Origin of the sequence: Aliirhizobium wenxiniae, from assembly GCF_019511445.1 — a bacterium.
In the GTDB taxonomy this organism is placed as follows: Bacteria; Pseudomonadota; Alphaproteobacteria; order Rhizobiales; family Rhizobiaceae; genus Neorhizobium; species Neorhizobium wenxiniae_A.
Genome location: NZ_JAEUAN010000014.1, coordinates 95,801 through 108,883, shown reverse-complemented (window position 1 = coordinate 108,883; position 13,083 = coordinate 95,801). Strand labels below are relative to the sequence as shown.

General features: G+C 59.0%; 11 protein-coding genes. 2 read left to right on the top strand and 9 right to left on the bottom strand.

The features are described 5' to 3' along the window. The first annotated feature begins 238 nt into the window (after positions 1 to 238). Positions 239 to 1,075: an alpha/beta fold hydrolase gene (locus JNB91_RS17820; protein ID WP_220326919.1), complete on the top strand. Its 837-nt coding sequence runs from the start codon at positions 239 to 241 to the stop codon at positions 1,073 to 1,075. Positions 1,076 to 1,650: 575 nt separating this feature from the next. Here the strand turns inward: JNB91_RS17820 and JNB91_RS17815 are convergent. From JNB91_RS17815 to JNB91_RS17790, 6 genes are all read right to left on the bottom strand, one after another. Continuing rightward, a complete protein-coding gene (locus tag JNB91_RS17815; RefSeq protein ID WP_220326850.1) occupies positions 1,651 to 2,727 on the bottom strand; it encodes an ABC transporter ATP-binding protein in 1,077 nt (358 codons plus the stop codon). Beyond that, positions 2,724 to 3,551, bottom strand: coding sequence for a carbohydrate ABC transporter permease (locus JNB91_RS17810; protein ID WP_220326849.1), 828 nt, complete (start codon positions 3,549 to 3,551; stop codon positions 2,724 to 2,726). The genes JNB91_RS17815 and JNB91_RS17810 overlap by 4 nt, the downstream gene beginning before the upstream one ends. Next, positions 3,548 to 4,450 carry a carbohydrate ABC transporter permease gene (locus JNB91_RS17805; protein WP_220326848.1) on the bottom strand — a complete coding sequence of 301 codons (903 nt, stop codon included), beginning with the start codon at positions 4,448 to 4,450 and terminating at the stop codon, positions 3,548 to 3,550. Before JNB91_RS17805 ends, JNB91_RS17810 begins: the two co-directional genes overlap by 4 nt. 127 nt (positions 4,451 to 4,577) lie before the next feature. After that, a complete protein-coding gene (locus JNB91_RS17800) occupies positions 4,578 to 5,810 on the bottom strand; it encodes an ABC transporter substrate-binding protein (protein WP_220326847.1) in 1,233 nt (410 codons plus the stop codon). A gap of 74 nt (positions 5,811 to 5,884) precedes the next feature. Then, a complete protein-coding gene (locus JNB91_RS17795) occupies positions 5,885 to 6,790 on the bottom strand; it encodes a sugar phosphate isomerase/epimerase family protein (RefSeq protein ID WP_220326846.1) in 906 nt (301 codons plus the stop codon). An 11-nt stretch (positions 6,791 to 6,801) separates the two neighbouring features. Further along, a complete protein-coding gene (locus JNB91_RS17790; RefSeq protein WP_220326845.1) occupies positions 6,802 to 7,836 on the bottom strand; it encodes a Gfo/Idh/MocA family protein in 1,035 nt (344 codons plus the stop codon). A gap of 127 nt (positions 7,837 to 7,963) precedes the next feature. Between JNB91_RS17790 and JNB91_RS17785 the strand changes: the two genes are divergently transcribed. Next, entirely contained in the window at positions 7,964 to 8,977 is a 1,014-nt protein-coding gene (locus JNB91_RS17785) for a LacI family DNA-binding transcriptional regulator (protein ID WP_220326918.1), read from the top strand. Between the two features lie 231 nt (positions 8,978 to 9,208). Here JNB91_RS17785 and JNB91_RS17780 read toward each other — a convergent pair whose 3' ends face one another. The 3 genes from JNB91_RS17780 to JNB91_RS17770 are packed head-to-tail and all read right to left on the bottom strand — an operon-like array spanning position 9,209 to position 13,058. Next, positions 9,209 to 10,816, bottom strand: coding sequence for a GMC family oxidoreductase (locus JNB91_RS17780; RefSeq protein WP_220326844.1), 1,608 nt, complete (start codon positions 10,814 to 10,816; stop codon positions 9,209 to 9,211). After that, on the bottom strand, positions 10,813 to 12,225 hold the full coding sequence (locus JNB91_RS17775; protein WP_220326843.1) for an FAD-binding oxidoreductase: 1,413 nt from the start codon (positions 12,223 to 12,225) through the stop codon (positions 10,813 to 10,815). Before JNB91_RS17775 ends, JNB91_RS17780 begins: the two co-directional genes overlap by 4 nt. Next, positions 12,222 to 13,058 (bottom strand): shikimate dehydrogenase family protein, encoded by an 837-nt coding sequence (locus JNB91_RS17770; protein WP_223218241.1) that lies wholly within the window; start codon positions 13,056 to 13,058, stop codon positions 12,222 to 12,224. The genes JNB91_RS17775 and JNB91_RS17770 overlap by 4 nt, the downstream gene beginning before the upstream one ends. Positions 13,059 to 13,083 lie beyond the last annotated feature (25 nt).

Sequence of the window (13,083 nt, the reverse complement as noted above, 5' to 3'; positions counted from 1 at the left end):
TCCGTTCGATCCAATAAATAAAGCGCGGCGATCAGCATAAGGGTGCGGCACCCTAGCTCAGCAGACAGAAAGGCTCAGATCGCAGGACGCGAAAATGACTGAAACCTTACCTTACCTAACCCGCCGCAACGCACTTATCAGCGGAGCAGCGGCCGCAGCTTACGCGACCCTTCCGGCCGGGCTCGGATCAGCGGCACGTGCTGCATCCCTCAAACATTCCACTGAAGGAAACAAGACCATGGCTTATGTGACCACCAAGGACGGCGTTGAAATAATCTACAAGGACTGGGGTCCGAAGAACGCTCAGCCGATCGTCTTCCACCACGGCTGGCCGCTGTCGTCGGACGACTGGGACGCACAGATGCTGTTCTTCCTCTCCAAGGGTTATCGCGTAGTCGCCCATGACCGCCGTGGTCATGGCCGCTCGGCCCAGGTGGCGGAAGGTCACGACATGGACCATTATGCAGCCGACGCATTCGCCGTCGTCGAACATCTGGATCTGAAGAATGCAGTCCATATCGGCCACTCCACCGGCGGCGGCGAAGTTGCCCGCTATGTCGCCAGGCACGGCCAGAAGGCCGGCCGCGTTGCCAAGGCCGTTCTCGTCTCCGCCGTTCCGCCGCTGATGCTGAAGACCGAAGCAAACCCGGAAGGCCTGCCGATCGAAGTGTTCGACGGCTTCCGCTCGGCGCTCGCCGCCAACCGCGCCCAGTTCTTCCGCGATGTTCCGGCCGGTCCGTTCTACGCCTTCAACCGTGACGGCGCCAAGGTGCAGGAAGGCGTGATCCAGAATTGGTGGCGTCAGGGCATGATGGGCGGCGCAAAGGCTCATTATGACGGCATCAAGGCCTTCTCCGAAACCGACCAGACGGACGACCTGAAGGCGATCACCGTGCCGACGCTGGTCCTTCACGGCGAAGACGACCAGATCGTTCCGATCGCAGATTCCGCACTGAAGTCGGCCAAGCTTCTGAAGAACGGCCAGCTCAAGACCTATCCCGGCTTCTCGCACGGCATGCTGACGGTGAATGCAGATGTGCTGAACCAGGATCTTCTGGCATTCGTTCGAACCTAGAGCCCGAAAACGGACGACCGGCGCGATTCTTTGCGGCGGTCATCTGAAGTTAGGGTCGTGATGGGATCAGAACCTGTGATCCGATGTCGCTTCGCTTCCATCTCGTCCGAAGTTTTAAGTACGTTAGGGACGTATAAATCTCAGTTTTTGGTCGCTATCTCGTTGCCTGTGAAATCCACAATCCGTTTCAGCGTCTGCTGGCAACCATTCTCGAACATCTTCCTTTGTCTCGCTGAAGAGGTCTCGACCCGCTCTTTCGTACACTGGCGGATCGCCCGGCGCACAACCCGCGGGCAGATGACATCACTTATTAAAATTTGAGAGAAATGGATGGAAAATAGTGCATAACGGGTGAGAAGACGCGGCGACGGATTATGACTGGACGCACCACTATCCATGACCTCTGTCTTAGATATCTTGGACAATGAGGCATTTGGGCAGGTTTCAGAGTACATCGGGACATCAGGACAAAAAGCGCTATCGTCAAGCTGGAGAAACCTTAATCGGCCCCCGACATTACGCTGGACGAGGCTACTTTAAGCGACAAAGCGAACCCGCATCGGCGGCGAAGAAGATCAATCTCCACTCAACCGCTGCTCTGACGCTGCATCGAAGATATGCACGTTCTCAAGTGCAAAGCCCAGCCGGACGGTATGGCCGGCTTGAAGCGACGAACGCCCGTTCTGCACGAAGACGATCTCAGGCGAAGTCTGCGTCGTGACGAACGTTGTAGCTCCCGTCGATTCAATCGCAACGATCGGGACATCGAAGCCGAGCTGATCCGGCGGTGCGATCACAAGATGTTCCGGACGAACGCCGACCAGCACTTCCCGTCCGGGCTGTAGGGCGAGATCAAGATCGAGCATCTGGGTACCGGGCAGATCGAGAACCAAGGACCTGCCATTCTCACCAATTTTGGCAGGAATGAAATTCATCGCAGGCGAACCGATGAAGCCGGCAACGAAACGATTGGCCGGACGGTCGTAAAGATCGAGTGGCCTGCCCTGCTGTTCAATCACGCCTGCGCGCATGATCACCACATGGTCCGCCATCGTCATGGCCTCCACCTGATCATGCGTGACATAGACGGAGGTCGCGCCCAGCCGGTCATGCAGCGCCCGGATTTCCTTGCGCATATGCACGCGCAATGCAGCATCAAGGTTCGAGAGTGGTTCATCGAACAGGAAGGCTTTCGGATGGCGTATGATCGCCCGGCTCATGGCAACGCGCTGACGCTGGCCGCCCGAAAGCTCGCGCGGATAACGGTGCAACAGGTCCGACAGGCCGGTAATCGCCGCCACTTCCTCTGCCGCCTTTTTCGCCTGCGCCTTTTTCACGCCCTTGATGCGAAGGCTGTAGGTGAGGTTCTGCTCCACCGTCATGTGCGGATAGAGCGCATAGGACTGGAAGACCATGGCGAGATCCCGCTTTCGCGGCGGCATGTCGTTCATCCGCTCGCCTGCAATCACCAGATCGCCACTGGAGATGGTTTCGAGCCCGGCCAATGAGCGTAGAAGTGTCGACTTTCCGCAGCCGGACGGTCCGACCAATGCGACGAAAGCACCCTTCGGAATCGACAGGTTGATGTCCCTCAGCGCATGGTAGGCGCCATAATATTTGTTGATACCGGAAAGTTCGATTTGCTGGGTCATTTGAGGGCTCCCGATGTGAGGCCGGAGACGATGCGCCGCTGCAGAAGCACGAAGATCGCAAGGATGGGGGTTACGTACATCGTGGCGTAGGCCATGATGTTGTTCCATTCGCTGGTGTTCGGCCCCATGAAGGAATTGAGGCCGACGCTTGCCGGCTGCAGGCTGACATCCTGAATCATCGACTTCGAATAGACGAACTCGCCAAAGGCCTGCATGAAGATAAGGATGGCGCTGACGAGGATGCCGTTGCGGGCAAGCGGTAGGACGATGTTGAAAAAGGCGCCGACACGCGAATTGCCGTCGACCAGCGCCGCCTCTTCCAGTTCCATCGGCACCGCCATGAAGGTGGCGCGAACCAGAACCACGAAGAACGGCATGCTTTTGGCGGCTATCGCCAGAATGACCGCCAGCCGCGGATAATCGAGCAGGCCGACCTGCGTGAAACCGACGAAAATAGGCGTCACCATCAGCGATGCGGGCAGGACCTGCAGCATCAGGATCAGGAAAAGTCCGAGATCGACCCAGACATTGCGGTAGCGCGCCAGAACATAGGCGCAGCCGGTGCCGAGCACGGCGATCAGGGCCACGGAACCGAAGGCGATGACCGTCGAGTTCCAGAGATAACGCCCCAGGTTCCGGCTTTCCCAGACAAAGGCGAAGGTCTGCCATTGCGCCGAGGACGGCAGGAAGCTTGGCGGATTAGCGAACATTTCCGAGCCGCTCTTCAGGGACGTGACATACATCCAGTAGAGCGGGAACAGATAGATGGCCGCCATTATGAGCGCGATCATCAGCATCAGGCGATTGCGGGCGGTCTCGCTCATCCGCGCACCTCATGACGTGTGGAGCGCACATAAACGGCAGCGGCGAACATCACGAACACGGTCATGATGACGGAGATCGTGGCACCCCGGCCGAAATCATACTGGCGGAAGGACAGGTCCCACGCCCAGTATTGTGCGACATTTGAAGAATTGTTCGGTCCACCATCGGTAATGGCCGCGAACAGATCGAATTGCTGCAGCGTAAAAATCAGACCGAGCGCGATGATCGCGCCGATGGTGGAGCGCATCATCGGCAGCGTGATCGTCCAGAAACGCTGCCATGCATTGGCACCATCCATATCAGCCGCCTCGTAGAGGTCACCGGGAATGGCGGAAAGACCGACCGACAGCAGGATCATGTTGAAGGATGTGCCGAGCCAGATATTGGCGATGACAACTGCCCACAGCGAGAAATTCGGATCCGAGCGCCAGAAGATGTTGGCCGTGATCAGCCCGCTTTCGCGCAGGAAGAAATTCAGGACACCAAAATCGCCGGAGAGTATCCAGTTCCAAATTGCGCCGACGACAAGGCCTGGCATGACCCAGGATACAAGAAACAGCCCGCGCAGCCAGCTTGCACCCGGAAAACTCGTCCAGAAAAACAGGGCGAGACCGAAGCCGATGACAAATTGTCCGGCAATCGAGCCGACGACAAAGATCAGCGTATTGGTCAGGATCGGCCATGTTTCCGGCTGCCGGAACAATGCCACGTAATTGTCGATGCCAACAAAGGGCCGGATGAAGCTGCCGAGGCTGAACATGTCCACTTCCTGAAAGCTCATCAGGATATTGTAGATCAGCGGCAAGCCGGCCAGCGCGAACAGGAACGCGAAGGGCACGCCGACAAGCACGAAGTCGAAACCACGACCATCTCTGACGCTTGCTATAATCCGTCTCATCAAAACCTCATGTGATCGCTCGGAACCACCCGGCACGTCGCCCACCGGGGGCGTGCCGGGCAGAACCGTCCGGGAGGAAACGGGATTTTTGGCCCGCAACAGCGGAGATGGCGGGCCAATGGGCGTGTCACCCTTCGATCGACTTGATCTTTTCAGCCGCCTGATCAAGCGCTGCCTTCGGCTCCATCTGGCCGGTCAGTGCCGCTTGGATAGCATCCTGGATGGCCTTGGAAATCTTTGGCCATTCAGGTGACGGGCCGCGCGGCTGTGCATATTTCATCTGCTCGAGGAAGGTTGCTAAGGCCGCATCCTTCACCGCATTGCCGGTGGGCGGCACGGGCAGATCGGCACGCGCCGGGAGCTGACCGAAATCCTTGTACATGGTGGCATCCTTCGAGGCGAAGAATTCGAGCGCCTTGAAGGCCTCTTCCGGATGTTTGGAACTGGAGAAGATCGCCCAGTTGTAATCGCCCATGGCCGAGGAACGCTGTGCCCCGTCCCGCGGAACCGGCAGAAGCGCGGTGCCCCATTCGAACTTGGCGTCCGTCAGCATGCGGTCGATTTCCCATGGACCGGAAATCGCCATGGCGGCATTGCCGGCGTTGAAGGTCGCGGTCGAATCCCACTGGCTGCGGGTGAGCGTATCCGGCGAGGTCAGCTTCTCGTCCAGAAGCTGTTTCCAGGTGGTGAGCGCGCGCACCGCACCTTCGCCGTTGATGGTCTTGTAGGTGGAGCCGCCCATCTGCGCCCAGGGAAGGAACTGAAACGTCCCCTCCTCATTGGCCTTGGCGCAGAAGGTGATGCCATAAACGTTTTTGGACGGATCGTTGAGCTTGCGTGCGGTCTCGACCAGTTCATCCCAGGTCTTCGGCGGCTTTTCCGGATCAAGACCCGCCGCCTTGAACAGATCCTTGTTGTAATAGAGCGCGATCGTGTTGGTCGCCTTCGGCACGCCGTAATATTTTTCGTCCCAAGTGGCGGATTTCAGCGGCCCCTGGAAATAGTTTTCCGGCTTGATGACCGTCGATTTCTCGATCATGTCCGTCAGGTCGAGGAAGGCATCGCGAGAGGCAAACATGGCGTGGTTCGGATTATCGATGGCGATGATATCGGGCGCTTTGCCGGTGGAATAGGCGCGCATTGCTTCGCTCACTACATCGTCGAACTGGATTTGCCGGTACTCGATCTGGATGCCGTTTTTCTGTTCGTTGAATTCCTTGATCAGGTTGGGCGCCGGCTGTATATCGCGATCCAGCGACCACAACGTCAATTTCACGTCTTCAGCCCTTGCCTGAAAGCTGACGAGCGAGGCACATGTCAGAGCCAGTGCGATGGCAATCGAATGCTTTCGGATACCCATGGTTCTCCTCCTTTTCGGTTATCCTTGACGTCATGCCGCCGGCCGCACCTCCTCATGCGATCGGCGCATTTTCCTTATTGCGGATCAACGACAAAATTTCCGCCGCGTGCTTGTTTCAGGTGATTGAGCGCATGGACCTGACCGGTCATCTCCAGCGCATCACGATAAACCGGATCGTGCCAGCCCTCGATATCGATGGAGCCGGACCAGCCGGCGAGCCGCAGTTCCGAAATGATGTCCGTCCAGTTGCTGTCGCCGAAACCGGGCGTGCGCATGAAGACGAACGGATGTTTGCCAAAGATGCCGTGTTCGCGGATCACATCCCAGCGGATCGTGGCATCCTTGCCGTGCACGTGAAAGATCTTGTGCGCCCATTTGCGGATCTGCGGCAGCGGGTCGATCAGATAGACCATCTGATGGCACGGTTCCCATTCCAGGCCGATATTGTCATCCGGCGTCTCGTTGAAAATCAGTTCCCAGGCATCCGGATTATGGGCGATGTTCCAGTCGCCGGTCTGCCAGTTGCCATCCATGGCGCAATTCTCGAAGGCGATCTTCACCCCCTTGTCGGCGGCACGTTTGGCCAGTTCGCCAAATACTTCCTTGTATCGCGGCAGGCTTTCCGGCAGCGGCCGGTTGCGGATGCGACCGGTAAAGCCGGCCACGCAGGTGGCACCGAAATGATGGGCATTGTCGATGCAATCCTTCCAGCCCTGCAGGGTCTGAAGGTCGATATCGGTGCCCTCAAGCGGATTGCCGAACATGCCGATCGTGGAGATGGTGATATCCCTGTCACCGATCGCATCGACGCATCGTTTGCCAAGTTCGGCGATATCCTGACCATTGGTTGTCTGCCAGAAAAACGGCTCGAAACTTTCAAAACCCATGTCTGCGATCTGCGCAATACGCTCGGCCGCCTGCCCCTTGGTGGCGCTGACCATCGTGCCGACGCGGATGGAGTTGCTAAAATCTACGCTCATTATTCTCTTCCCTATGCTGCAAGCTCGACACTGCGCCCGAGCCGGGCGCTTTCGATGGCACCAAACACCATGGCGAGGCTCCGGATATTGTCTTCACCGGCCGTTTCCGGCGGCCTCCCCGTGCTCAAGGCGTTGAGGAAATCGGCGATGACGCTGGCATGCCCGTGTGTTTCCTCCTCCCGCGATGGCGGCGGCACGTCGACCGGTGAAAATCCGCGCAAAAGGCCATCATCACCGCCCGCGACAGAGGCCCGGAAACCGTCCTCACCATCCCAGGTCAACATGCCTTTCGTACCGACGATGCGCCACGCGCTTTCCCAGCTGGTCCGTTCGCCTTCCGCACACCAGGAGCCGCGATAGGTAAAAACGACATCGTCGGAAAAGCGGAAGACGGCGTTCGCCGAAGCGCCATGCGCATACCAGGAACCGGGCGGATTGGTTTCCAGGCAATAGACCGAAAGCGGCGTCTTGCCGGAGACATAACGGGCCGCATCGAATGTATGGATCGCCATGTCGAGCAGCAGGACATTGTCCATCTTCTCGCGAAAACCACCGAAATGCGGACCGATGAAAAAGTCGCAATGGATTGCCGTTACGTCACCGATGGCACCACTCTCTACCAGGCGGCGCATGCGGCGCACGCCCGATATAAAACGCCGGTTCTGGACGACGGAATGGATCTTTCCGGCCTGTGCCGCAGCCTTCAGGAGATCGGCGGCTTCCTCCATGGAATTGGCCATGGGTTTTTCGCTCAGCACGTGGCATCCCTGGGCCAGTGCCGCCGTAACCACCGTATGGCGCGCCGCTGGAATGACAACGTCGAAAACGATATCGGCTTCAGTCTGAGCCAGCACTCTTACAAGGTTTGTGCCAACAACGGCATCCGCAAGGCCGAATTCCTCCGCCAGTGCGCGGGCGACACGCTCATCAAGATCGACAAGACCCGCGATGCGGAGCGCCTCTCTCAGTTCCGGAGTGGATTGGACCGCGCGGAGCCAGCCTTTGGCCATAGCTCCGCATCCACACAAAACGACATTGTATGACACGAACACCTCCCAGACATTTCCGGTGCAGCACCTCCTGCAACGACCGTAAACGTTTACGGAAACTATGGACATGTCTGGTATTTTGTCAATACTGGTTCTCGGCAGAGCGATAAAAGGCGGCATTCGCATGAAGGGCATACGGCAACTCGCGGACCATCTCGACATCTCGATCGGCACCGTTTCGCGGGCGCTCAACGGTAAGGCGGATGTCAATCCGCAGACACGAAAGCGTGTGTTGGAAGCTGCTGAAAAACTTGGATATGTCGCCAATCAGTCGGGCCGTTCGCTGCGCAAGGGCTCGACCGGCGTGATCGGTTTCATGATGCAGACCGGGCCGGAGATCACCGGTCAGGGCGACACGTTTTTCATGAGCGTGTTCGACGGCGTCCAGACCGTTCTGGCGCGACACGATCTCGATCTCGTTGCCCTTCTCTGCTCGTCCTCAGAGGATCCGGATGCCTATCTGCAGCGCACGGTGGCACGCGGATTTGCCGATGCGATCATACTTTCAGCGACACGCCGCAACGATGCCCGTTTCGAACTGCTTGAACGGCACAAGATCCCCTTCATCTCGCTTGGCCGCAGCCTGACCGATGTGGGCCAACCGTGGATCGACCTCGATTTCGAGGGGATGGCCGAAGCCGCGATGGAACGGTTTATTCTCGCAGGGCACAAAGACATCGGCGTGATCTGGCCACACGGCGATCTCAATTTAGGTTATCTCTTCATCGAGCGCTGCCGCAGTATCCTTGCCGCAAACGGAATCCGCCTGCGCGAAGAGAACGTTTTTCGAGCAAAGCCCAGTGAAGCCGGCGGTTATGCGGTCGCCAAGGAGATCGCGGCTCGGCCTTCGCGCCCCTCGGCAATCGCACTCGTAAACGAGACATTGGTGACGGGTCTCTACAAGGGACTGGAAGACGCAGGAATACAGCCCGGCCGAGACATCGCCATCGTCGGCCGCCACAGCCCGCATACGCAATTCCTGTCGCCGTCGCTGACCGGATTCAGCCTTTCCCTTCACGAGCTCGGAATTGCGCTGGCCGAAACACTGCTGTCAGTGATGCCCGCATATCGGCAAAGCTACGGCGACCTGCGTCGCCGAATATGGCCAATGGTCATGATCGAGGGAGGTAGCGGTTGATCCGAAGGAAGAGAAGGAATGAAATCAATCCTCATCAACGAGTGAAATCGCGGAGATCGGAACAGCATAATTCCGTGTCGCGTATTCCGGCTGGAGAGAGATTATTCGGACCTGCTCGGTGATTGGAGGAGTGAGGTCGATCGCTCCTTCGAGATGATAGCTGTAGTTGAGTTCGTTGCTGAAAACCTGATAGTCTGAATGGAGTATACACCCATCGCGTTGCCTTCCGGTCTATTTTGCCTCCGAAAGGATCAGGTCAGCTCCCTTCTCGGCAATCATGAAAACGGCCGCCTGAGTGTTGCCAGAAACCATGGTCGGCATGATCGAGGCGTCAACAATGCGCAGCCCTTTCACACCGTTCACTTTCAGTGTCGGATCTGTGACGGCGACCGGGTCGCTGCCCATACGGCAGGTGCCGCAGATATGGTAGATCGTCTGACCGTTGGCACGCGCGAAGGCGAGCCAGTCCTCGTCGCTGCGACAATCTTTGCCGGGGCTCGTTTCGCTTTCGCGGAAACTGTCCATCCCCGGCTGTTCGACGATATGCCGGGCAAGCTTCATACCTTCCACAATAGCCGTTCGATCTTCTTCGACTGCGAGGAAGTTCGGGCGGATGACCGGTCCCATATCGGGGTCGGGTGAGGCGGCATGGATGGAGCCGCGTGACTGCGGCCGGAGCTGGGTGACGCCGATCGTCATCCCCGGATGTTTGTCGAGTATACGCTCAGCGGCATTGGCATAGCTTGCATGCATGAAGAAATACTGGACATCCGGCCCAGCCAGTCCCTCGCGGGTGCGCACGAAGCCATGCACCAGCCCGGTGCCGAGCGTCAGAATGCCTTTCCGGGTCGCGGCATATTGCGCAACCGCGCGCGCCAGCTGGAGGCCCCGCGTCTGCTCGTTGAGTGTGAAAGGCTGCTTTACGCGCCAGTTCATGCGGGTGCAAAAATGGTCGATATAGTTTTCGCCGACGCCTGCAAGAACATGTTTCACCGGAATGCCAAGGTTTTGGAGAATGTCAGGATTGCCAATACCGGAAAGCTCCAGCAGTTGGGGTGTCTGGGCCGCGCCAGCCGCCAGGATCACCTCGCCCTTTGCAACGAAGTGACGCTCTGTTCCACCGACCCGGGCGGTGACGCCGGTGGCGCGATTGCCGTCGAGATCGACACGCAGCACATGGGCATCGGTCAGCACCCTGAGATTGGAGCGCTTCATCGCTGGTTTCAGGTAGGCGTCCGCCGCACTCACCCGGCGGCCTTCCTTCTGGTTGACCTGATAATAACCGAACCCGTCCTGGCTCTCAGCATTATAGTCTGGATTACGCGGGTAACCGGCCTCTCCGGCTGCCGTGATGAAGGCTTCGCCGATCGTCGGCCTCAGTGCTACCGTCGTTAGCGGCAGCGGCCCGCCGCGAGCGCGCAATGGGCTTTTTGGCCCGTCGAAATCCTCTACCTTGCGGAAGAAGGGCAACACGTCTTCGAAACTCCAGCCACGGCAGCCCGCCTGCGCCCAGCCATCGTAATCCTGCTGTTGCCCGCGGACATAGATCATTCCGTTGATCAGCGTCGAACCGCCGAGCCCCCTACCCCGAGGTACCGAGATCACCCGATTGTTGGTCGCCTCTTCCGGCTCCGATTTGAAACGCCAGTTATAGACCGGATCGACGAGCAGCTTGGAAAAGCCAGCTGGTATGCCAATCCAGATGCTGCGCGCGGGACTTCCGGCCTCGAGCAGCAGGACCTTGTGGCGACCGGATTGTGTTAGCCGGTCGGCCAGCACGCAGCCGGCATTTCCACCGCCGACGATGATGTAGTCCCAGGCTTCTGGTTCTGGGGTCATTCTGCGCCTTCCTCGATCGACGTTTTCGGCAACAGCTTACCGGGATTGAACAGGCCGCCCGGATCGATCGCCTGCTTGATCGCCCGCGACAGGCGCTGTTCCGGCTCTGCCTTGGTGCGCAACCATTCGGCAAGCCGGTAGCGACCGATCCCATGTTCGGCCGAGATGGAACCGTTATGACGGACGACCGTGTCATGGACGGCGCGATTGACGGCCTCGTGATCCGCCGCGCCGTTCAGCAAGACATTGTAGTGAAGGTTGCCGTCACCCAGATGGCCGAAGACGTTGAAGCCGGCACCGGGGCAGCCTGCAGCGACGGCCTCTCCCGCCTCGATGAGAAAGTCCGCCATGGCGCCGAGCGGCACGGAAATATCGTGTTTCAAGCCGCCACCCTCGCGCGCTTCGGCTTCGGTGACGTGTTCGCGCAGCGCCCAGAGTGCCTGCGCCTGCTGGCGGCTGGCGGCAACGACGCCATCCAGCGCCAGATCTCTTTCAAAGGCATCCGTCAGCAATGTTTCCATGGCCGGTTCAAGCCCGGAGAGACTGGAAGATGCCTCCACCAGCAGGTACCACTCGCCCCCGGCGATCGGGCTTTTCAGTCCGGCATGTTTCTCGACGAGACCGATCGAGGTCGCGGAAATCAGCTCGAATGCTGAAAGCGCATCGCCAACCGCGTCCTGAGCCAGTGCGAAGAAGCCGAGCGCCGCCTCGGTATCGGCGACCGACAGCAGTGCGGTGACACTTTCGCGCGGTAAAGGCACAAGACGCAGAACCGCCGCCGTAACGATGCCGAGCGTCCCTTCGGCACCGATGAAAAGCTGTTTCCAGTCGTAGCCGGCATTGTCCTTGCGCAGATGACGCAGCCCGTCGACGACAGTCCCATCGGCCAGCACGACCTCGAGCCCAAGCACGAGCGCACGGGTCATGCCGTAACGCAGCACGTTGATTCCGCCGGCATTGGTGGACACGATTCCGCCGATCATCGCCGAGCCTTCGGCGGCGAGACTGACGGGCAGCAGACGGTTATGTTTTTCCGCCTCTTGCCTGACCGTCTGCAGGATGGCGCCGGCCTCCACCTCGACGGTCATGCTGACCGGGTCAAGATCACGGATCGCCTTCATGCGGCCAAGCGAAAGCACGATCTCATCGCCTTGATTTCCCGGTGTCGCACCGGCTGCCAGACCGGTATTTCCACCCTGTGGCACGATCGGCATCCCGTAGCTGCCAGCCGTTTTGACAATCGCGGCGACCTCTGCCGTGTTCGCCGGCCGCACGACGCAGAGCGGCGTGCCTTTGACACTCCGCTTCCAGTCCGTGGCGTAAGCTTCGACATCGGAAGCAGTCGTCAGAACATGGTTTTCACCACATATCCTACGCAATTCGTCGAGAAGCGGACGGAAGTCCGTCATGCGATTGCCCCCATATGCCGAGCCATCAGTTCGATCTGGCACTGAAGCATCGGCAGACCACGCTGGATGCGGCAGCCCTTGGCCTCCGCGGCGCTGAGAAGCGGCGTCATCACCGGGTCCATGATCGCATCGGCGACGACCTGATCCGGGGAGAGAAGCGAGAAATCAAGCGACTGGGCATCTTCCGACTTCATCCCGAGCGATGTGCCGTTGACGACGAGATCGTGGTCGGCAACCGATCGTGTATCGGTCGAAAATTGCAACGATGGATGAACCTTTCTTAGCCGACCAACCAACGCTTCTGCCTTGCCGACTGTTCGATTGGCGATCGTTAGGCGCCGCACACCAGCGCCTGCAAGGGCGAAGGCGATGGCGCAGGCCGCTCCGCCAGCGCCGGCCACAAAGGCCGCCTTGCCGGCGGGATCGAACCCGGTGACGTTCTTGAGCGCAACGACGAAACCGATGCCGTCTAGCATCGTGCCGATCATTCGCCCATCCGCTTCGCGGCGCACGCAATTGACCGCTCCGATATGCCGAGCTTCGTCGGTGATCTCGTCGCAGATTTCGAGCATGGCAGGCTTATGCGGCACGGTGGCGATGAACCCGCCGAAATTTTCCATCGCCGACAGGCCCTGGACCAGCGTCGCCAAACCCTCCGACTTGACGTGGAAGGGGATCAGCACCGCATCCAGTCCGTGATGACGGAACACTTCGGCCATCACCTGCGGCGTCTTCACATGATAGATCGGGTCCGCAAGGATGCCGTATATCCGGGTACGGCCGGTGATCTGATGGTCGGCTTTATCATGCATGTCGGCCCGCTCGATCTTCATTGGTGTGATGTCCATTTCGCCCGGC

Bases quoted from the DNA above. Each gene is read 5' to 3' on its own strand.
- JNB91_RS17770 (WP_223218241.1), bottom strand. From the start codon at position 13,058: ATGAAGATCGAGCGGGCCGACATGCATGATAAAGCCGACCATCAGATC.
- JNB91_RS17785 (WP_220326918.1), top strand. From the start codon at position 7,964: ATGAAGGGCATACGGCAACTCGCGGACCATCTCGACATCTCGATCGGC.
- JNB91_RS17815 (WP_220326850.1), bottom strand. From the start codon at position 2,727: ATGACCCAGCAAATCGAACTTTCCGGTATCAACAAATATTATGGCGCC.
- JNB91_RS17810 (WP_220326849.1), bottom strand. From the start codon at position 3,551: ATGAGCGAGACCGCCCGCAATCGCCTGATGCTGATGATCGCGCTCATA.
- JNB91_RS17805 (WP_220326848.1), bottom strand. From the start codon at position 4,450: ATGAGACGGATTATAGCAAGCGTCAGAGATGGTCGTGGTTTCGACTTC.
- JNB91_RS17775 (WP_220326843.1), bottom strand. From the start codon at position 12,225: ATGACGGACTTCCGTCCGCTTCTCGACGAATTGCGTAGGATATGTGGT.
- JNB91_RS17800 (WP_220326847.1), bottom strand. From the start codon at position 5,810: ATGGGTATCCGAAAGCATTCGATTGCCATCGCACTGGCTCTGACATGT.
- JNB91_RS17780 (WP_220326844.1), bottom strand. From the start codon at position 10,816: ATGACCCCAGAACCAGAAGCCTGGGACTACATCATCGTCGGCGGTGGA.
- JNB91_RS17820 (WP_220326919.1), top strand. From the start codon at position 239: ATGGCTTATGTGACCACCAAGGACGGCGTTGAAATAATCTACAAGGAC.
- JNB91_RS17795 (WP_220326846.1), bottom strand. From the start codon at position 6,790: ATGAGCGTAGATTTTAGCAACTCCATCCGCGTCGGCACGATGGTCAGC.